Origin of the sequence: Shewanella sp. 6_MG-2023, from assembly GCF_030547195.1 — a bacterium.
Lineage (GTDB): Bacteria > Pseudomonadota > Gammaproteobacteria > Enterobacterales > Shewanellaceae > Shewanella.
The window spans coordinates 42,096-62,841 of record NZ_JAUOQU010000005.1 but is presented as its reverse complement, the minus strand read 5'-3'; the positions used below and the strand labels follow the sequence as shown (position 1 = coordinate 62,841).

The following is a 20,746-nucleotide window of genomic DNA, read 5'->3' as shown; positions in this document are numbered from 1 at the left end:
AGATATGATTAAAGATTTTATTTTGCCGGATATTGGTGAAGGTGTTGTTGAATGTGAGCTTGTCGATTGGATGGTTAAAGAAGGCGACTTAGTCGTTGAAGATCAACCCATCGCTGATGTCATGACCGATAAAGCTTTAGTGCAAATTCCTGCACCACATGGTGGCGTAATTACTAAGCTGTATTATGCCAAAGGCGATATTGCTAAAGTACATGCACCACTTTATGCCGTAGATATGGATGCAACTGCTGCCGAACCTTTTGTCATTTCGACAGCGGCGGAAGTAAAAAATGATTCAAGCCATACACCTAGCAATGCCTCGATTCAAAATACGCCACAAGCCCCTGTTACAGGTAAAGCGATTGAAGAGTTTTTATTGCCAGATATTGGTGAAGGTATTGTAGAGTGTGAACTGGTTGAGTGGTTAGTCGAAGAAGGCGATAGCGTGGTTGAAGATCAACCTATTGCTGATGTGATGACAGACAAAGCTTTGGTTCAAATTCCAGCAATAAAAAATGGCACTATTGTTAAACTTCATTATCGAAAAGGCCAGCTTGCAAAAGTACATGAACCTTTATTTGCCATCGAAGTTGAATCTACCTCAGTAGCAAATACCCTTGTAGATGATGCTCCAGCAACCCAAGTGGCTTTAGATGTTTCACCTGAGCCTGTTATACAAGGCAAAGCATTAGCCAGTCCTGCAGTGCGACGTTTAGCCCGCAGCTTAGATATCAATATTGCTGATGTGAAAGGAACAGGCAAAAGTGGCCGTGTCTATAAAGAAGATATTGAAAGCCACTTAACTGCAGCGACGCCTAAATCTACGACAGTTTCTACTCCTGTGGTCAATAACCAAGCCCCAGCAGTCACGCCAGCGACGACCGTGTCAAGCGCTACTGATAAAGTCGAACCTATCAAAGGTGTTAAAGCGGTTATGGCGAAAATGATGGTGGAGTCTGTTTCGACCATTCCGCATTTTACCTATTGTGAAGAGTTTGACTTAACAGATCTAGTTGCCTTGCGCGCCGAAATGAAGCAACGCTACTCTACTGATGAAGTTAAGCTAACAATGATGCCATTTTTCATGAAAGCAATGTCGTTAGCCATCAATGAATTCCCTGTGCTGAATAGCCAGGTCAATTCCAAGTGTACTGAGCTAACGTATAAAGCTTCTCATAACATAGGTATGGCTGTTGATTCAAAAGTTGGTTTGTTAGTACCTAATGTAAAAGACGTGCAAAACAAATCTATTCTAGAAGTTGCTGCTGAAATTACTCGTTTAACCACTGTTGCTCGTAGTGGCCGCGTTTCACCTGCAGATCTTAAAGGTGGCACGATTTCTATTTCTAATATTGGTGCACTCGGTGGCACAGTGGCAACGCCAATCATCAATAAACCTGAAGTAGCCATTGTAGCGTTAGGTAAACTGCAAACTCTACCGCGCTTTAATGAAAACGGTGAAGTTGAAGCGCGTAAAATAATGCAAGTTAGTTGGTCTGGCGATCATCGCATAATTGATGGTGGCACCATTGCCCGTTTTTGTAATTTATGGAAGCTCTATCTGGAACAACCTCAAGAGATGTTATTAGCCATGCGCTAATTCCTTCACCTTCAAAATAGGTTACCCAGTTACACGAAAGGACGCGAAAGCGTCCTTTAATTTTATGGGCCGATTTTGTATAATACTCAAACGTTGTAACTTCTCGGAATCAAAATGATCACTTCGGCACCGAATATCGCTTCAATCGAATATCCTTTTCCCGCAAAACCCGCTGTATTAAATGAAGCCGAAAAGGCTGATTATAAACAAAAAATTAAACAGCTTTTAAAAGAACAAAATGCGGTTCTTGTTGCACATTACTATACTGATCCTGAAATTCAAGCCTTAGCAGAAGAGACAGGTGGATGCGTATCTGATTCTTTAGAAATGGCACGCTTTGGTCGTGATCATCCTGCTAAAACGTTAATTGTTGCTGGCGTTAAATTTATGGGCGAAACGGCTAAAATTCTTAGCCCTGAAAAAACCATTCTAATGCCTACTTTAGATGCCACCTGTTCACTTGATATTGGTTGTCCTATTGAGCAGTTTTCGGCATTTTGCGATGCTCATCCAGATCATACCGTTGTGGTCTACGCTAACACCTCTGCCGCTGTTAAAGCGCGTGCAGATTGGGTTGTTACATCAAGTATCGCCCTTGAAATCGTTGAACACTTAGATAGTGAAGGCAAGAAAATCATCTGGGGCCCAGATAGACATTTAGGCAGTTATATCGCTAAAGAAACTGGCGCCGATATGCTGATGTGGCAAGGTGATTGTATTGTTCATGACGAATTTAAAGCAAAAGCCTTACGTGAATTAAAAATACAATATCCAGATGCTGCTGTGCTAGTTCACCCAGAATCACCAGCAAATGTGGTAGCGTTAGCTGATGCTGTAGGTTCAACTAGTCAGTTAATTAAAGCTGCACAAACTATGGACAATCAGCAATTCATTGTAGCAACCGATCGCGGCATTTTTTATAAAATGCAACAAGCTGCACCGGGTAAGACACTTATTGAAGCGCCAACAGGCGGTAATGGCGCCACTTGTAAAAGCTGTGCCCATTGTCCTTGGATGGCTATGAATGGTCTTCAAGCGATTGAAGCATCGCTCAGTAGTGTCGATAAAACAACCCATGAAGTGTTTGTTGATGACGCTTTACGTGATGATGCGTTAGTGCCACTTAATAGAATGCTAAATTTTGCTCAAACCCTTAATATGAAAGTAAAAGGCAACGCCTAATTAAGTTTGTAAGATTTAGCTTAGTATTACTAAGCTAAATGACAGACAATAAAAAGCCCTGCAATTGCAGGGCTTTTTCATATTAGTCAAATGACTGCTATGAATTATTTAGCTGTCATTAATGCAACAGTATTATCTAACATGCGGTTACTGAAACCCCATTCGTTATCATACCAAGCCATTACTTTAACAAGTCGACCATTAACACGTGTTTGAGTCGCGTCAAAGTTAGAAGAAAATGCATTATGGTTGAAATCGATAGAGACTAAAGGTTCAACATTAATAGCAAGCGCTTCATTCAATGGTGAAGTTTTTGCTGCATCTGCCACTATCTGGTTAATTTCTTCAACTGTGGTGTCACGAGACGCTTGGAAAGTTAGATCCACAAGAGATACGTTAACTGTCGGTACACGTACAGCTAAACCGTCAAACTTACCTTGAAGCTCAGGAACCACTAAACCTACAGCAGCAGCTGCCCCAGTTTGCGTTGGGATCATAGACATTGCTGCTGCACGAGCACGACGTAAATCAGTGTGGTAAACATCTGATAAGCGTTGATCATTGGTGTAAGCATGAATAGTAGTCATTAAACCAGATTCAATACCAACAGAGTCATTCAACGGTTTCGCAAAAGGAGCTAAACAGTTGGTTGTACATGAAGCATTTGAAATAACAGTCATATCACTGGTTAACACTTCATTGTTCACGCCGTAAACAACAGTTGCATCAACATTCTTGCCTGGAGCAGAAATAATAACTTTCTTAGCGCCAGCTGTTAAATGTGGTTGTACTGCTTCTTTAGATGTGAAAATACCAGTACATTCATAAACAACATCAACGTTTAATTCTGCCCAAGGTAATTTAGAAGGGTCTCGTTCTTGAAAAGTCAGGATTTTATCGCCATTAACGTAGATGGCTTCATCATCATGATCAACTTTAGCATTAAAACGACCATGAACTGAATCATACTTGGTAAGGTGAGCATTAATTGAAGCATCACCTAAATCGTTGAGTGCAACGATTTCAATTGGGTAATCCTTTTCGCTTTCATAAAGCGCACGTAAAACATTTCTACCGATACGGCCATAGCCGTTAATTGCTACACGGATAGTCATTGCATATCCCTCAAGTGATTATAAAATCTGTTTCGTAAATCATGTGGTAGTAAAATTACCAAATTAACGATTTTCGTCAAGTAAAAAAGCCGAAAAATGGCAATTTAAGCGTCAAATGTCTGTATTTTATTTACAGAATTCAATATATCACACACTTTTTGTGTTTTTTTGTAAGTCGTCAACAAATAAGTGAAAAATATAATGTGTTCATTGTAGTTAATAACGCGCTAGTTTTTTAATCAATTCGCGTTTTAAATTGGCTGATATCGAATTGACCTAAGGAAAGTTGATTAACTAACATTTGCGCATCGAGGTCTAATTGGGCTGCCAAGGTTTTATTATTGCCAATTAAGGCTAAAAGCCTCTGCTCAGAAGCCACATAATCACTCATCAACAAATTGGCTTTGGTAAACAAGTATTCATTTTGTGAATTTTGTTCACGTCGATAAATGCTCGCTAAACCTAAAAGCCAGTCTGGATCCAAAGTTTCTGCGTTTGAGTTAGCTAAAAGTGATAAATACAGTGCTTTTGATTGGCTGGTATTTATTTTTAAATAATAACTGGCAATGTGGGACAACATGAAAACTTCATTAACTTCACCAGATTGTTCTGCGGCGATGACAGCATCTCGTGAATCACCATCATTAAAAGTGGTCCAGCGGTAGTAAGCCAAATAAAGATCTGGGTTATCTTGAGTAGATTCTCTTAATTGGGCTAAGTTTTGGGTACTAATAGCATAAGCACGTTCTCGATCTTCAGTACGGTGAGTATTAATAACATGTTTAACCCCGGCAGCAAGTTCGATGCATTTACTATAAGACTCAAGCTTGATGAGTTGCTCATAGAGTAACTTTCCTGAAGGGGTTTCTATCTGCTTTAATTGGTAACGACTGCGAATTAAGTCGCCTTTTTCTACTAAACACCAACTATCTTGGTGTAAATCGGCACAAAGTTCAGGATTTTTTTTACATATGGCGGCACTATTTCGACCAACATCACAACCGAAAAGGCCGAATAATGCAGCGAATAAAGAAAATGATGTAATTATTACTAAACTTTTGTTCAAAACTGGCTCCGCATGGTGATTTTTTCTAATAAAATTACAGGTTTAGTAAAAATTTCTTACTGGTGAAATGCGTCAAATTTCATTACAATGACGGCGACTAATAAGGGATAACCCTACAATAATCTGATTATTGGTCTTTTCTTTCTGTTACTCAATTCTTTCTGCGACAAAGCCGAAATATGAGATAAAGGATCTTTTTAATGAGCGCTGATAAACACCTACAAAGTTGGCAAGAACGTTTCGAAATGGCTGAGGCTATGCAGCCTTTACTTGGGAAATTATACCGTAATCAAGGCGTTGAAGTCTTAATTTTTGGTAAACCACTTTTAAACGCATCAACAATAGAAATTATTAAAGCGCATCGCTTAGTTCGTCGTCACATTGGCGATAAGTTACGTTTACGCGAAAGTTTCCCATTTGTAGAAGCGTTAAGTAAGTTGTCAGTTAAGCATTGTAAAGTCGATATTGGCAAGCTTGCCATTAATTACTGGCGTGAACACTCTGATGCATCACAAATTCAATCTTATATGACTCACGCTTTAGAAGCGGGCATAAATTTTGGTGATGATGTTGCCGCTAAAGATGTCGTGCTATACGGTTTTGGTCGAATAGGGCGGTTATTAGCACGCCTGATGATCGAAAAAACCGGTCAAAGCAACAAATTATGTCTTCGTGCTATTGTACTTCGTGGTGGCAAGAAAGGCGATTTGGAAAAACGCGCCAGCTTATTACGTCGTGATTCGGTGCATGGTTCTTTCAATGGCTCAGTTGAAGTTGATGAAGAGAACAACGCATTAATCGCCAATGGTACTTACATTCAAATAATCTATGCTAATTCACCTGATGAAGTCGATTATACCCAATACGGTATAAATGATGCATTGGTTGTTGATAATACCGGTATTTGGAAAGATGAAGCAGGCCTTGGTTTGCACCTTAAGAGTAAAGGTGCCAGTAAGGTTCTGTTAACGGCACCAGCTAAAGGCGCCATTAAAAATGTTGTTTATGGTGTCAATGAAAATGACATTTTACCAGAAGACATCATTGTTTCTGCTGCTAGTTGTACTACTAATGCTATTACACCGGTTCTAAAAGCGGTTAATGATAAGTACGGTATTGAAAATGGCCATGTAGAAACTATTCACTCTTATACGAACGATCAAAACTTGATTGATAACTATCACAGTGCTGATCGCCGTGGCCGTAGTGCGCCATTAAACATGGTTATTACTGAAACTGGTGCTGCTAAAGCCGTATCTAAAGCGTTACCTGTGCTAGAAGGTAAGCTTACAGGCAATGCGATACGTGTACCTACACCTAATGTGTCAATGGCTATCATTAGTGTTAATTTAAACGGTGAAACAAACCGTGACGAATTAAATGAATACCTCAAAGATGTGGCATTAACTTCAGATCTGCGTAATCAAATTGATTTTACTGAATCTACTGAGATTGTTTCTAGTGATTTAGTGGGCTCGCGTTATGCAGGCGTTGTTGACTCTCAAGCAACAATTGCAGAAGGTAAACGTGCAATTTTGTATGTTTGGTATGACAATGAATTTGGTTATAGCTGTCAGGTAGTGGGCGTTATGCAAAAAATGCTGGGTATTACGACTTTGTCTTTACCGAGCGCATAAACAGAACCTAATTAATGCCTAAGCGCAATTCACCTATTAAAAGCACTTCTTTGAAGTGCTTTTTTATTAGCAAACCATTATCACATTGCAGTTTTTGAATATTCTCAGCTGAAATAGCCCAGTCTTTTCAAATTAAGATTTTTCATACTGAATAGCTTTTAACCAAGTTCAGTTAATATTTATTCGATGCGTTTATTTATGCGACAAACGCACTAAAAACAACGAAAAAACTATAAAACTTCATTGACAGAATTGCTTAAAACAGTAAAAATGCATTCCGAAGTCAACGACAACACCTTGTTATTGATTCTGTAAAGCGACATTAGCTCAGTTGGTAGAGCGATACCTTGCCAAGGTATAGGTCATCGGTTCGAACCCGATATGTCGCTCCAATTCATTAAATGAATTGCGGCGCGATGGCAGAATGGCTATGCTGCGGATTGCAAATCCGTCGACCTCGGTTCGACTCCGGGTCGCGCCTCCACAATTTTGTTTAGTTGTTAAATTAACAATTAAATGACACTTTTGCCCGAGTGGTGGAATCGGTAGACACAAGGGATTTAAAATCCCTCGCTTAATAGGCGTGCCAGTTCAAGTCTGGCCTCGGGTACCATTATTCTTAGTCTTTGCTTAGCAATGATGAGAACTTACATACGTAAGTATGGTGCAAAAAAGCCTCAACATTAGTTGGGGCTTTTTTGTATCTGAAATTTGTTTAAATAAAACTTATTACTCATAATCCCTCGTCGTTTTTAAATAGGCGTGCCAGTTCAAGTCTGGCCTCGGGTACCATTATTCTTAGTCTTTGCTTAGCAATGATGAGAACTTACATACGTAAGTATGGTGCAAAAAAGCCTCAATATTAGTTGGGGCTTTTTTGTATCCAAAATTTATTTTAATAAAACATATTACTCATAATCCCTCGTCGTTTTTAAATAGACAACATCAGTTAAACTTTAGCTGGTCTTTCTTTATTCGATGTACTCAATTAAGACTATCTGAAATAAAAAACACACAATACTGAACCATGAACTAAGTTAGAGTTCTTTTTATCAAGAATATTTGGTTTTATGGGAATATTTTTAATGAATCTTCAAACTGTGATCTAATTATTACCAGAATGTCTTTTGTGACTACTTCCTAAAGTCATACAATGGTATAAATAGAAAAAAGTTGTTCACTTCAATAGTAGGAAAGATGTAATGATATTTTCTCAAATCCCTCAAGCGCCAGCAGATCCTATCTTAGGTTTAACCGATGCCTTTAAAAAAGATACTCGTACAGACAAAGTTAACTTAGGTGTTGGGATCTACAAAGACGAAGCAGGTCAAACTCCTGTACTGACATCGGTAAAAAAAGCTGAAGCCATTTTATTAGAGACTGAGAAAACAAAGAACTATCTTGGAATTGAAGGTGTGGAGCGTTATAACCAAGTGGTTCAAAGCTTATTATTTGGTAAAGACAGTGCCATCATTCGTGACAAAAGAGCATTTACCGCCCAAGCACCTGGCGGAACAGGTTCTTTACGAGTTGCAGCTGAGTTTTTAGTAAACAACACTGACTCAAATATCTTATGGGTGAGTAACCCGACATGGGCAAACCATCAAAATATTTTTCAAACTGCTGGTTTAGAGATAAAAGAATACGGTTATTACAAAGCTGAAACACATGACATGGATTTCGATGCTATGGTCACCGATCTAAATACTGCGCAAGCTGGTGACATGGTGCTTTTACATGGCTGCTGTCATAACCCTACAGGCATTGATTTGACTATTGAGCAGTGGCAAATCATCGGTCAACTATGTAGCGACAAGCAATTGGTTCCTTTATTTGATTTTGCTTATCAAGGCTTCGGCGCCGGCATTGAAGAAGATGCACAAGGGTTACGTGCTGTAGCTGCCAAAGTGCCTGAATTATTAGTCGCTAACTCATTCTCAAAAAACTTCGGTCTTTATAATGAGCGTATCGGTGCAGTAACCGTTGTTGCTGAAACAGAAGTTGTAGCACAAAAAAGTTTTAGCCAAATCAAAAAGACTATCCGTGCGAGTTACTCAAACCCTCCAGCTCATGGTGGCTTAATTGTGAGTACCATTTTATCTGATGATGGCTTACGTAAAGAATGGGAATCAGAGCTTAGTGCTATGCGTCAACGTATCGCAGAAATGAGAACCTTATTTGTAGATACCTTAAAGCAAGAAGGCGTATCACAAGACTTTAGCTTTATATCACGTCAAAACGGTATGTTTAGTTTTTCTGGTTTAAATAAGCAACAAGTAACTCGTTTAAAAGAAGAGTTTGGTGTTTATATTGTAGGCTCAGGTCGTATTAGCGTTGCAGGAATGACAAAACAAAATATCCCTGTGATTTGTAAAGCGATTGCACAGGTGCTTTAACGATAATGGGCCTTAAAGGCCCATTATTTTTACTTAATCAGTTATCTAAACTTGATATAAAAGCGCTTAAGGTAGTCCATTTTTAATCTCTATTATTGAAATATTTCAGTCTGTTAAAATAGCGATTAATCGCTTTAAGTCATACCTTCTATTACGTGCAAATCTCGGTATAATCACTAAAAAAATTACATAAAGGCTTTTAATTGAAAACAGGTAGAATTGGAAAGTTTACCCTTGCTTTAGCGGGGGTCATCATTGTTATGTTTTTTATCAGAGCTTGGCTAGTACCAACGATTGAACAAATCTTGATAACCACTCCTGATATAAAAGAAAACCCACAGCTTTCAAATCAAGTGCCAGATTTTTCGAGCATTTCAGATATCCCAACTAAGAAACAAACGTTTTTTGATTACATGACGCCTGCAGTCAAACATCAAAATGCAATTATTAGTGCAGAAAGAAAATTTTTAATTGTTATTCTCAATAACCTTCGTAATGGGCAACCGCTTACTGATGCTGATATTTTTAAATTGCAAAAGCTAACTCAAAAATATCGATATCAAGTAAAAAAGTTTGATTTAATCACTCTGACACCGTTACTTGAACGCGTCGATACCTTGCCAGTTAAAATGGTACTAATTCAAGCCGCCAATGAAACTGGTTGGGGCAGCTCTCGTTTCGCTACAGAAGGTAATAATTATTTTGGGCAATGGTGCTTTTCTAAAGGCTGTGGTTTAGTGCCGCAATCAAGAACCCCAGGGCTTAATCATGAAGTTGCATCGTTTGATACCCCAGAGGACTCAATAGCTGCATACCTGCTTAATTTGAATACTAATTCGGCTTACCATTTATTACGTTCAATCAGGGCGGATCTAAGAGCCCAAGATATTGAGCCCACTGCAGAAGAATTGGTCTTTGGCCTGTTACATTACTCAGAACGTAAACATGAATATATCGACGAATTACTTCAAATGATGCGTCATAATAAAAATTATTTAGCTGGATTATAGTTAATGAAAATAACAACAAGATTAGCAATGGCTACAGTGGCTTTCTCGGTAAGCTTTTTTTCAATTGCCGATACGGTATCTATTCCTTATGCCGGTTTTTACGAAAGATTAAAGCAGGTCAACAAAGCCAACTATCAGTTAGTTGAAATTGTGTTTAGTGTGCCTAAAACTCAAGCTTGCACTATTTTAAGCGGGGATATCAGTACTGAGAAAAACCAATATCCATTAACTTTTAATGAGCAGCAGCGGCTTTTTTTACCTTATGATGCTCAGTTAAAATCTGATCGCGGTTTAATTAACTTAACCATGAAGGGTGATCCCACAGGATGTGGCATAGCAATGCAGGTGAGGGCGAAGCAACAGCTTAAATCATATAATCAGCAGCAAATACTTGCGGTAAAAGATGATATGGATGCGTTATTGGATGGCCAGCAAGGTTTTCCAATGAAGTATTTTAGAAAGCCAATATCTGGTGTTACATTCAGTTTTAACGATACTGACTATCCGGTAACTGTTAGCATTGATAATAAACAGCAGCTTATTAGTGAGCCGCTACAATTGGCTAACTTTACACTCAATGAATTAAATGAGATTTCTTTTTCTGTTACTCCTGCAGTCATTAGCCCGTTTGTCGAGTAAAACTTTTTAGATAGATTGAAAAAGCCCTCAATAGAGGGCTTTTGTATATCTACAGCACTTATTAAAGTGCTGTATAATCGAACGTTATGTGATTACGGCTTGTAGGTACTCACAACATCAATTCTTGCTGCAGCATCAAGATTAATATGGCCGTTGTTACTCATATCAAGAAAATCAAATGCAGGTAGCTCTGATTCAGCCACAGCGCCAGACATAGGTGCGGCAGCATTTCTTTCAAGTGATAAGAAATCAAATTGGTTACGATCAACACCTTGTGACGGCGAGGTATTTTGCATCGCCGTGAAGATGGATTCGATTCTACCAGGGAAATCCACATCCCACTGTTTTAGCATGTCTTTAACTGCACCACGTTTTAAATTTTCTTGTGATCCGCAAAGGTTACATGGAATAATCGGGAACTGTTTCAATTCTGCGTATTCAGCGATGTCTTTTTCTTTACAGTAAGCTAATGGACGGATCACCATGTTAGCCCCATCATCCGAAAGTAATTTTGGTGGCATTGCTTTCATCTTGCCACCAAAGAACATATTTAAGAATAATGTTTCAATGATGTCATCACGGTGGTGACCTAAGGCAATTTTAGTGGCTCCGATCCGCTGTGCGAAACCATATAGGGTTCCTCTACGAAGGCGAGAACATAAAGAGCAAGTGGTTTTACCTTCAGGGATCTTATCTTTGACTATCGAGTAGGTGTCTTTTTCTAAGATATGGTAGGCCACTTTTAAACTATCTAAATAGGTAGGTAGAATATCTTCTGGAAACCCAGGTTGCTTTTGATCTAAATTTACCGCGACAACTTCAAAAGAAATCGGGGCACGTTTTTGTAAATTTAATAAAATATCAAGCATGGCATAACTGTCTTTGCCGCCTGAAAGGCAACACATAACAATGTCACCTTCTTCAATCATTTGATAATCGCCGATAGCACGACCAACTTCATGGCGGAGCTTTTTTTCGAGCTTATTTTGACGATCCAATTGTAGTTTGTTTTGTTGTTGCATTTGCGACATAAAAAAGCGCCCAGTAACCATTTGTTTCAGGGCGCGTATTATTCCAGCATTCTGCCTTAGGGTAAAGGATTTACTCTTCTAGAGGTGACTTATACCCATCTGGCTTGATAGCGAGTAGATCACAGTTAATGCTATCAATAACATGTTCTGCTGTATTACCAATTAGTGCGGCAGAAAAACCTGTACGACCCACTGTACCTAAAATAACTAACTCAGCGTCTAACTTTGTGGCTAATTCAGGAATAATATCTTCAGGCAGACCTTCTTCAACATGGCAATTTTCTAATGGAATATCAAAGCTATGGGCGATAGATTGGATCCGTTGTTCATGCTGCATTCGGACCGTGTCGTTATAACTTGCGGCATCAAACTCTGGCAATTCTATGGCTAAATTGACAGGGGTACCTGGATAGCCATTAACTAAATGCACTTTAGCTGAAAACTTATCGGCTAAATTTAAGGCGTTTTTAATAACTTTGGTATTAAGAGTCTGATGATCTTCATCTTCAGACGCTACATTTATTGCGCAAACAATATTACCTGCTACTGGCCAATCGTGTTCTTTAACCATAAGAACAGGAATAGGCGCTTTACGTAATAAATGCCAATCAGTAGGGGTGAAAATAATTGATTTGAGTTTATCGTGCTCGTGGGTGCTTTTGACCAACAAATCAAATTGTTCATCGATAGCGTATTTAATAACACTTTCAAATGGGCGATTGTGCCAAACTACTTTCGCATCAATAGACATTCCAGTCTTAGTATAACTTTCGATGGCTTCATTTAACCAAGTTTCACGTTGAGCTATAACGCCTTGACGCATAGCTTCACGCTCATTACTGGATAAAATTGATGTCATCTCGTAGGAGAAGTCAAAAATAGTGAGAAATGCAGTGATAGTTGCGTTGGACTTACTCGCTAGCTCAACAGCTCTAGCTAACGCAGGTTGATGATCTGTCATAGGGTTTATGACAACGAGTATCTTATTATAATCCTTCATAAAACCTCCAAGCTAAAATGTTAAACTCTGTTAATTAACTATCACTGTTATTGCCATAAAATACTTTGAGAGAGATCAAACTTTGAAAAGTTGTTAGGCCTAGGTTGCAATCCGCGAATTACCCGCTAACTGACTCAGTGCTTTATGATCAACAATAGTGATGTATTTGCCTTTAACTTCAATAAAGCCTGACTTTTGAAAACGGCCAAGTAAGCGGCTAATTGTTTCAACTGTTAGCCCAAGGTAATTACCAATATCACCACGGGTCATGGTTAATCTAAATTCATGAGGTGAGAAACCGCGGCTACCAAAACGGTTAGCCAGATTGCTGATAAATGCGGCTAGGCGTTCTTCGGCATTCTTTTTAGATAACAACAAAATCATTTCTTGATCGCTCATGATCTCATTACTCATGAGACGCATTATCTGTTGTCTAAGTTTTGGCATACTGCCCGCTAAGGTATCTAAAGTATCAAACGGTATTTCACATACCATTGCAGTTTCTAATGCTTGGGCAAAACTCTGATGAATTTGAGAATGAATACCATCAAAGCCGATAACGTCACCAGCTAAATGAAAGCCAGTGATTTGTTCATCGCCTTGCTCTGTGATGGTGTAGCTTTTAATTGTGCCAGATCGAATAGCAAATAAAGACTTGAGAGGATCACCAGACTTAAATATTTGGTCACCTTTTTGCACTGGCTTTTTACGCTCAATAATCTCATCGAGTCTATCTAACTCGTTGTTATTAAGCGAGAAGGGGATACATAATGATTCCATACTGCAATCATGACAATGTATCGCACAACCTCCGGTTGATGCTCGAAGTTGTTTAGTTGGGTCTATAGGCATATGTACTCTCAATTAATTACTACTTAGCCATGTTAAACTAATAACAAAGTTACAGCTAGTTTAGCTGCATGATGGCGATATATATAGTTTGTAGCCCAAATACTACAATCAAGATCCCACTTATCATTCGGACCTGCTTTTTTTGTACCCATTGAGCTAACGTTTTCGCCGCTACACCGGCACTGAGTAACGCGGGCAATGTACCTAAACCAAAAGCTAACATGATTAAGGCGCCATCAAGGGCATTACCAGCCGCAACAGCCCAAGTTAAGGTGCTATAGACTAAACCGCATGGTAACCAACCCCATATTATACCAGCCATGACGGCTTGATGTTTATGTTTAATGGGTAACAATTTGTTAGCCAATGGCTTTAAAAAACGCCATAACATTTTGCCCACTTTTTCGATTTGCACGATACCAAACCAAAGCTGGGCGATGTAAAGCCCTGTGGCTATCATCATAATGCCAGCAAAAATACGCAGGCCGATAAGATAGTTATCAAGGTCAAACATATAACCTAAGGCTGCGGTACTGGCTCCAGCTAATGCACCAGCTAGGGTATAACTGAGTATCCTGCCTAGATTGTAGCTTAATAAAAAACTTAACTGATTGGCGAGCTGATTTGATGCTGTATTGGGTAAGTTAGATGCAAATGCGCCAACTAAACCACCACACATGCCAAAGCAATGTGCCGCACCCATTAATCCAACTAAAAAAGCACCCCATACATTGTATTCAATCAATTCTTTTTCTCTGATTCTGTTTCACTTGGTTTATCTTCATCAAATAAAATAGAAACACTTTGACGGTCTAAATCGTCGAATTGTTCACTTTTGACTGCCCAAAAGAAGATGGCAACAGCAATTGCAACAAATAGCATTGCGATAGGAATTAGTACGTAGATGATACTCATATTTTTATCCTGAGTAAGCGTAAGCTGTTAGATACGACAATAATCGAACTAACTGACATTCCAATCGCTGCAATATACGGTACTACATGACCGGTAACCGCTAGCGGTAGAATAATGACATTGTAAGCAAACGCCCAAATTAAGTTTTGTTTTATTATTTTATTTGTTAACTTTGAAACTGTAATTGCTTGATTAAACTTAGATAGTTGATCACCAAGTAAAATCAAATCAGCACTATTTTTAGCGATAGCGCTGCCACTTCCCATCGCGACGGATAAATTGGCTCCGGCTAAAACGGGAGCATCATTAATGCCATCTCCAAACATTGCCACATCTTGTGTTTGTTGTAATTTGTTTATCAAATCTAGTTTATCTTTAGGGTTAAGTCCTGCATAACTATTTTTAACATTAAGCTGCTGCGCGATAGCGTTCACATGGCTGGCACAGTCACCACTAGCAATACTAACATCGATATTTTGATGTTGAAGTTGTTTTATGGTTTCTAGACTATCTACCCTGAGAGCATCCTTTAGGGAAAAACAGGCTGTAATAATGCCATTCACAGACAACCACAACAGTTTGCCGTTGCACTGATTGGCATCGACTCCCACAAATTCAGCATTACCAATTTTAACGACATCAGTATTAATGTTACCTGATATGCCTAAGCCAACGTGATGCTGTATGTCGGTGGCACAAATATCACTGTGAGCATGGGCTTTAAATGCACTGGCAATTGGGTGAAGTGAGCCAGTTTCTAATGCGGCGGCATAGGCTAAAACGGTTTGTTCATTTTGGCTATCGGTTAATACAATACTTTCAAGTGAAATAGTGCCGCAAGTTAAGGTACCGGTTTTATCGAATACGACATGGTTGATACGAGGCAGTTTTTCAAATACCCCAGCTTTTCGGGTGATTATACCCAGTTTGGTAAAAATAGCCGTCGCGCAAGTAATCGCAGTTGGCGTAGCAAGGGCGAGGGCACAAGGACAGGTTGCCACTAATACCGATAATGTCACCCAAAATGCATCTTCTGGTGAAATTTGTAACCACACCACATAGGTTAACGACGCAATTGCTAAAATCGTACCTGAAAAATAACGCGCTAACCTATCAGCCAGTTTCGCAATAGCAGGTTTGGTGTTTGAAGCCACTTCTTGCAAGCGAATAATTTCAGCGACGAGTTGATCTTGTCCTAAAGCGGTGACTTTTACCGTCAGGGCTTGATCAATATTAATTGTGCCAGCAAATACACTGTCATTAATGGTTTTAATGAGAGGCATTTGCTCACCTGTGAGCATTGATTCATTAAGACCCGATTTCCCTTCAATAATATCCCCATCAGCGGCAACGATATCGCCCGGTCTAACAAGGATGATATCGCCTAATTTTAATCGCTTGGCAGGTATTTCTGAAATATCACCATCAAGTTTTAAATGAGCTGTTAATGGCACCAGTTTATGAAGATTACTTGAATTGACGGATGCAGTTTGTTTGGCTTTTTGTTCAAAATAGCGGCCAAGTAATAGGAAGAAAGTAAACATGGAGACAGATTCAAAATACACTTCTCCATTGCCATTAATCGTTGCAAAACAACTGGCAATATAAGCTCCGGCGATTGCAATTGATACCGATAAGTCCATATTGAGTTTACCGCTAAGTAAACTTCTTATGGCGCTGAAATAAAAAGGCTGAGCAGAATAAAATACCACTGGCGCGGCCAAGGTCATACTGACCCAGCGAAAGTAATCGCGCATTTGAGTATCTTGGAGGGTGAAGTAATCAGAGTACAAGGCCAATGCAAACATCATCACTTGCATGGTAGCAAAACCAGCTAAGCCTAAGCGTAATAAAAACTTTCGGCCTTCTGTTTTACTTTGCTTTTCTTGCTCATCCACTTGATAAGGCGCAGCCTGGTAGCCAATACGGCTTATCGCCGCAAGAATTTCACTGAGTTTCAGTGACTCTTCATGCCAACTAACTAAAGCGCGCTGCGTGGTAGAATTTACGCTTATGTTAGTAATACCCGCTAATTGTTTTAGCTTATGTTCAATTAACCATGCGCATGCCGCACAGGTTATACCGTCAATCGAAACTGAAATGGTATTGATACCATCAACTTTGTGGGTAAGGTCTTGTTGAACTTCAGGGATATCATAAGCTGAGTATTGCGCTAATTCAGCTGGGACCAGGGCAGTTTGTTTGCTACCCGGTTCACTTCGATATTGGTAATAACTCGCCAGACCTGAATCAATAATAGCTTGTGAAACCGCCTGACAACCAGGACAGCACATAAGCTGATCTTGGTTGTCGATAAAAGTGGTGAATTCATTGCCAGTTAAAACAGGTTCATTACAGTGATAGCAGTTTTGCATTATATATATTAATTCAACCAGTATTCGACATCATCATGAATTTCAATACGTTGCTGGATTCTCCAGCTTGCATCAAAGCCTTCAAGTCGGACATTCCATGGCCCAGAAATCGCTTCTGATAAACCAATTCGATATGTGCCGTTGCCATCAGCAGTGGCATTAATGTTGAAATCTTTTTCTTCAAGGGTTGGGTGAATAAAACTGACTTTCAATACGGCTTGGTATGCAGGACCGCCATGTTGAGATATTTTAAGTTCGTGATCGTCAACTTCAATTAAGTATTGCATGCCTAAGTTTTTAGCTTGCTTAATTTTACGCAAATCCATATTGATGGCTTTGCCTTCTTTGTAATAATCATCTGAAACCAAGGAGTCAGCATTATCAATGGCGATACTCATCGCAACCATGCTTTTAAGGACAACAACAAAAAGAAGAACAACGATAAACCAAGGCCAAAAGTGCTTATACCAGGGAAGAGGAGCAGACATAAAACGGTCCTAATTATTAACTTTTATTATTAATCTATTTTAACCTGAAAACCATTAATAATCACTTAAAAAAAAGGCCTCGTTTAAACGAGGCCTTTTTTGTTATCAAGCTGTAACTATTTGTTTGATAAGCTATAAACGTATGCAGATACTACATGAACTTTTTCTTCACCTAGGATATCTTTCCACGCTGGCATAACACCTGAACGACCATTTGCAATTGATTGCATAACTTGTAAACGGCTTCCGCCATATAACCAAGCATCATCAGTTAAATTAGGTGCGCCCATAAACTTATTACCAGTGCCATCCATACCATGACAAGCAAAACAGCCTTTCATGAATGAACCTTGACCTTGAGCTGCTAACGTAGCGTCATGATCACGTCCTGATAGTTTAAACACGTATTCAGCTAAGCCACGAATTTCACTATCTTCGATGGGTAATCCGCCTTTAGGAGGCATCATGCCGTTACGACCATTCATCAGCGTTGTCTTAATAGTTGCAGGATCGCCACCATATAACCAATTACCATCGGTTAAATCTGGGAAGCCAACACTACCGCGAGCATCCGAACCATGACATTGAGCACAGTTTTGTAGGAATAAACGCCCACCAACTTTAAGTGCCTCTTCGTCTTTAACTAGCTCTTCAATTGGCGTAGCTAAATAAGCAGCAAAGATAGGGCCGTATTGCTTGTCAGCACTTGCGACTTCACGATCGTACTGAGAAAGGCGTTGCTCTGCAGTAGCTAACTCAACCGCTGCTTTAGACTCTTCGATTGAACGAACACTTTGGTTCGAACTTGTCCAACCAAATAGCCCTTGATAGCTGCCAAGACCGGGGTAAAGTGCTAGATAAATCAAACCAAACACGATACTGATGTAGAACATATAAGACCACCACTTTGGTAGTGGGTTATTGAGTTCTTCAATGCCGTCAAAGCTATGACCCATTGATTCCCCTTCATCAATTCCTGTGTTGTTCTTAGAGCAAGCTCTAAGCAGGAAAAAACAACCGGCGATAACTAATAATGTTGGAAAAATAATCCAAACGTTCCAAAAGATACTCATTACTTATTATCTCCTGAATTATTAGCGCGTGTCGCGATTTCTTCTTCAGAAAAAATCAGATTAGCAGCTTCATCAAATTTGGCTTTGCTTTTTGAGCTATAAGCCCAATAGAAAATACCGGCAAATACCACCATAACAATAATGGTTAGAATGCCTTGTAATGTTCCATAATCCATAACTGCCTCCTTATTTCAGTGCATGACCTAAAGACTGAAGATAAGCAATTAACGCTTCAAGTTCAGTTTTGCCTTTAACAGCAGCTTCAGCACCTGCAATTTCTTCCGCGGTATACAAATTATGATCCGGGTGGAAATTACTTAAGATTTGCATTTTATTGCCCGTTAGTTTTCCATCTAATTTGGTATCTGCTAACCAAGGGTAAGCAGGCATATTAGATTGAGGCACTACACTACGTGGGTCGATTAAATGCACTTCATGCCATTTATCACTGTAACGACCGCCAACACGGGCTAAGTCAGGACCAGTACGTTTAGACCCCCACTGAAATGGGTGGTCCCAAACTGATTCGCCAGCAACAGAGTAGTGACCGTAACGTTCAGTTTCGGCACGTAAAGGACGGATCATTTGGCTGTGACAGTTGTAACAACCTTCACGGACATAAATATCACGACCTTCAATCTGCAAAGCATTGTACGGCTTTAAACCTTCAACTGGTTCAGTAGTATCTTTTTGGAAAAGCAAAGGGGTGATCTGTACTAGACCACCGAAACTAATTGCGATTACAGTAAAAATACCAAGCAGGCCGATGTTTTTTTCGATTATTTCATGATTAAATTTCATCGTTCTGCTCCTTATGCTTTGGCTTCAGCTAATGCTGGAAGGGTGTCTTTAGGGGCATTAACGGTACGCAACACGTTATACGCCATGATAAACATACCCGTTAAGAAGAACACACCACCAATAAAGCGAACAAAGTAGAACGGATAAGATGCTTCTAAGCTTTCAACAAAGCTATAAGTCAAAGTACCGTCAGAGTTAACTGCGCGCCACATTAGACCTTGCATCACACCAGAGATCCACATTGATACTATGTATAAAACTGTACCAATTGTCGCTAACCAGAAATGGACGTTAACTAGGCTAGTACTGTACATACGGCCATGACCAAATAGCACAGGAATTAAATGGTATAAAGAACCAATTGAAACCATCGCAACCCAACCAAGCGCACCAGAGTGAACGTGACCAACAGTCCAGTCAGTGTAATGAGACAGTGCGTTTACGGTTTTAATTGCCATCATTGGTCCTTCGAAGGTAGACATACCATAGAAAGATAATGAAACAACTAAGAAACGTAATACTGGATCTGTACGCAGTTTATGCCAAGCACCAGACAGTGTCATAATACCGTTAATCATACCGCCCCAAGAAGGTGCGAATAAAATTAGCGACATCACCATACCCAATGTTTGTGTCCAATCAGGTAAAGCAGTGTAATGAAGATGATGCGGACCTGCCCAGATATATAACGCAATCAATGCCCAAAAGTGAACAATTGATAAACGGTAAGAATATACCGGACGACCAGCTTGCTTAGGTACAAAGTAGTACATCATACCTAAGAAACCTGCTGTTAATAAGAAACCAACAGCGTTATGGCCATACCACCACTGCACCATGGCATCTACTGCGCCAGAATACATTGAATAGGATTTGAATAAGCTTACTGGTACCGCCATTGAGTTAACAATGTGCAATACTGCAACCGTAATGATGAAAGCACCGAAGAACCAGTTTGCAACGTAAATATGCGATGTTGTTCGTTTGATAATGGTACCAAAGAACACAATTGCATAACTCACCCAGACAATGGTAATGGCGATATCAATTGGCCACTCAAGTTCTGCATATTCTTTACCAGAGGTGAAACCCATTGGTAATGTAATTGCAGCAGAGAGGATAATGGCTTGCCATCCCCAAAACGTGAAAGCAGCTAATTTAGGTGCAAACAGTTTGGTTTGACAAGTGCGTTGTACGATATAGTAGGATGTTGCGAAAAGGGCTGAAGTACCAAACGCGAAAATCACGGCATTCGTATGTAAAGGTCGTAAACGACTATACGTTAACCATGGAGTTTCAAAGTTTAGTTGTGGCCAGATTAACTGGGCCGCAATCAATACACCAACTGCCATACCAACGATTCCCCACAATACTGTGGTTAATGCAAATTGGCGAACAACGGTGTAATTGTAATCAGCGCCTGTAGGCTGGGAATGGTTCATCATAATGCTTCCACGGCTTATTACTTTTACTTTAAAATTAGTAAAGAAAGATCTTTACCTGTTTAGGGTGACAGGTGGTTAAAAAAGTATCTGTTTTAGAGTTGCTTTTTTAATTATTGTCAAG

At 39.5% G+C, this 20,746-nt stretch carries 19 protein-coding genes and 3 tRNA genes; 9 read left to right on the top strand and 13 right to left on the bottom strand.

Annotation, left to right across the window (positions count from 1 at the left end; translation table 11 throughout):
• The first annotated feature begins 4 nt into the window (after positions 1-4).
• The gene (locus Q4533_RS04585) at positions 5-1,600 is read left to right on the top strand and encodes a dihydrolipoyllysine-residue acetyltransferase (RefSeq protein ID WP_303502094.1); all 1,596 of its coding nucleotides are present in this window, start codon (positions 5-7) and stop codon (positions 1,598-1,600) included.
• Between the two features lie 114 nt (positions 1,601-1,714).
• Positions 1,715-2,782 carry a quinolinate synthase NadA gene (gene nadA / locus Q4533_RS04580; RefSeq protein WP_102435409.1) on the top strand — a complete coding sequence of 356 codons (1,068 nt, stop codon included), beginning with the start codon at positions 1,715-1,717 and terminating at the stop codon, positions 2,780-2,782.
• 104 nt (positions 2,783-2,886) lie between these two features.
• Here the strand turns inward: nadA and gap are convergent, their stop codons facing one another.
• Both gap and Q4533_RS04570 read right to left on the bottom strand, forming a co-directional pair.
• A complete protein-coding gene (gene gap, locus Q4533_RS04575; protein ID WP_102527304.1) occupies positions 2,887-3,897 on the bottom strand; it encodes a type I glyceraldehyde-3-phosphate dehydrogenase in 1,011 nt (336 codons plus the stop codon).
• A gap of 235 nt (positions 3,898-4,132) precedes the next feature.
• Positions 4,133-4,963, bottom strand: coding sequence for a DUF2989 domain-containing protein (locus tag Q4533_RS04570; RefSeq protein WP_102519548.1), 831 nt, complete (start codon positions 4,961-4,963; stop codon positions 4,133-4,135).
• A gap of 200 nt (positions 4,964-5,163) precedes the next feature.
• Between Q4533_RS04570 and Q4533_RS04565 the strand changes: the two genes are divergently transcribed.
• From Q4533_RS04565 to Q4533_RS04535, 7 genes are all read left to right on the top strand, one after another.
• Positions 5,164-6,600 carry a glyceraldehyde-3-phosphate dehydrogenase gene (locus Q4533_RS04565; RefSeq protein WP_303502091.1) on the top strand — a complete coding sequence of 479 codons (1,437 nt, stop codon included), beginning with the start codon at positions 5,164-5,166 and terminating at the stop codon, positions 6,598-6,600.
• A gap of 316 nt (positions 6,601-6,916) precedes the next feature.
• Positions 6,917-6,992: transfer RNA gene (locus Q4533_RS04560), tRNA-Gly, on the top strand.
• An 18-nt stretch (positions 6,993-7,010) separates the two neighbouring features.
• A tRNA-Cys gene (locus tag Q4533_RS04555) sits at positions 7,011-7,084 on the top strand.
• A gap of 43 nt (positions 7,085-7,127) precedes the next feature.
• Positions 7,128-7,213 (top strand) — tRNA-Leu (locus Q4533_RS04550).
• A gap of 589 nt (positions 7,214-7,802) precedes the next feature.
• Positions 7,803-8,996: an amino acid aminotransferase gene (locus Q4533_RS04545; protein ID WP_102435403.1), complete on the top strand. Its 1,194-nt coding sequence runs from the start codon at positions 7,803-7,805 to the stop codon at positions 8,994-8,996.
• Positions 8,997-9,199: 203 nt separating this feature from the next.
• Positions 9,200-10,006, top strand: coding sequence for a glucosaminidase domain-containing protein (locus Q4533_RS04540; RefSeq protein WP_102435401.1), 807 nt, complete (start codon positions 9,200-9,202; stop codon positions 10,004-10,006).
• Between the two features lie 3 nt (positions 10,007-10,009).
• Positions 10,010-10,645: a DUF2987 domain-containing protein gene (locus Q4533_RS04535; RefSeq protein ID WP_198589348.1), complete on the top strand. Its 636-nt coding sequence runs from the start codon at positions 10,010-10,012 to the stop codon at positions 10,643-10,645.
• 92 nt (positions 10,646-10,737) lie between these two features.
• Here Q4533_RS04535 and ttcA read toward each other — a convergent pair whose 3' ends face one another.
• The 11 genes from ttcA to ccoN form a co-directional block, all read right to left on the bottom strand.
• Complete coding sequence (gene ttcA, locus Q4533_RS04530) at positions 10,738-11,676, bottom strand: tRNA 2-thiocytidine(32) synthetase TtcA (protein WP_303502089.1); 939 nt, start codon at positions 11,674-11,676, stop codon at positions 10,738-10,740.
• A 70-nt stretch (positions 11,677-11,746) separates the two neighbouring features.
• On the bottom strand, positions 11,747-12,676 hold the full coding sequence (gene uspE / locus Q4533_RS04525) for a universal stress protein UspE (protein WP_102435397.1): 930 nt from the start codon (positions 12,674-12,676) through the stop codon (positions 11,747-11,749).
• A 99-nt stretch (positions 12,677-12,775) separates the two neighbouring features.
• Positions 12,776-13,528: an electron transport transcriptional regulator EtrA gene (etrA, locus tag Q4533_RS04520; protein WP_102435395.1), complete on the bottom strand. Its 753-nt coding sequence runs from the start codon at positions 13,526-13,528 to the stop codon at positions 12,776-12,778.
• Positions 13,529-13,583: 55 nt separating this feature from the next.
• Entirely contained in the window at positions 13,584-14,273 is a 690-nt protein-coding gene (locus Q4533_RS04515; protein ID WP_102435393.1) for a sulfite exporter TauE/SafE family protein, read from the bottom strand.
• Positions 14,270-14,443, bottom strand: a complete 174-nt coding sequence (gene ccoS, locus Q4533_RS04510; protein WP_102435391.1) for a cbb3-type cytochrome oxidase assembly protein CcoS — start codon at positions 14,441-14,443, stop codon at positions 14,270-14,272. The genes Q4533_RS04515 and ccoS overlap by 4 nt, the downstream gene beginning before the upstream one ends.
• Positions 14,440-16,818 (bottom strand): heavy metal translocating P-type ATPase, encoded by a 2,379-nt coding sequence (locus tag Q4533_RS04505; RefSeq protein WP_303460904.1) that lies wholly within the window; start codon positions 16,816-16,818, stop codon positions 14,440-14,442. Before Q4533_RS04505 ends, ccoS begins: the two co-directional genes overlap by 4 nt.
• A gap of 8 nt (positions 16,819-16,826) precedes the next feature.
• The gene (locus Q4533_RS04500; protein WP_076536711.1) at positions 16,827-17,306 is read right to left on the bottom strand and encodes a FixH family protein; all 480 of its coding nucleotides are present in this window, start codon (positions 17,304-17,306) and stop codon (positions 16,827-16,829) included.
• Positions 17,307-17,422: 116 nt separating this feature from the next.
• On the bottom strand, positions 17,423-18,379 hold the full coding sequence (ccoP, locus tag Q4533_RS04495) for a cytochrome-c oxidase, cbb3-type subunit III (protein ID WP_102439471.1): 957 nt from the start codon (positions 18,377-18,379) through the stop codon (positions 17,423-17,425).
• A complete protein-coding gene (locus Q4533_RS04490) occupies positions 18,379-18,555 on the bottom strand; it encodes a cbb3-type cytochrome c oxidase subunit 3 (protein WP_102439470.1) in 177 nt (58 codons plus the stop codon). The genes ccoP and Q4533_RS04490 overlap by 1 nt, the downstream gene beginning before the upstream one ends.
• Before the next feature lie 10 nt (positions 18,556-18,565).
• Positions 18,566-19,180 carry a cytochrome-c oxidase, cbb3-type subunit II gene (gene ccoO / locus Q4533_RS04485; protein ID WP_102439469.1) on the bottom strand — a complete coding sequence of 205 codons (615 nt, stop codon included), beginning with the start codon at positions 19,178-19,180 and terminating at the stop codon, positions 18,566-18,568.
• Positions 19,181-19,191: 11 nt separating this feature from the next.
• Positions 19,192-20,625, bottom strand: a complete 1,434-nt coding sequence (gene ccoN, locus Q4533_RS04480; RefSeq protein ID WP_102439468.1) for a cytochrome-c oxidase, cbb3-type subunit I — start codon at positions 20,623-20,625, stop codon at positions 19,192-19,194.
• Between the last annotated feature and the right edge of the window lie 121 nt (positions 20,626-20,746).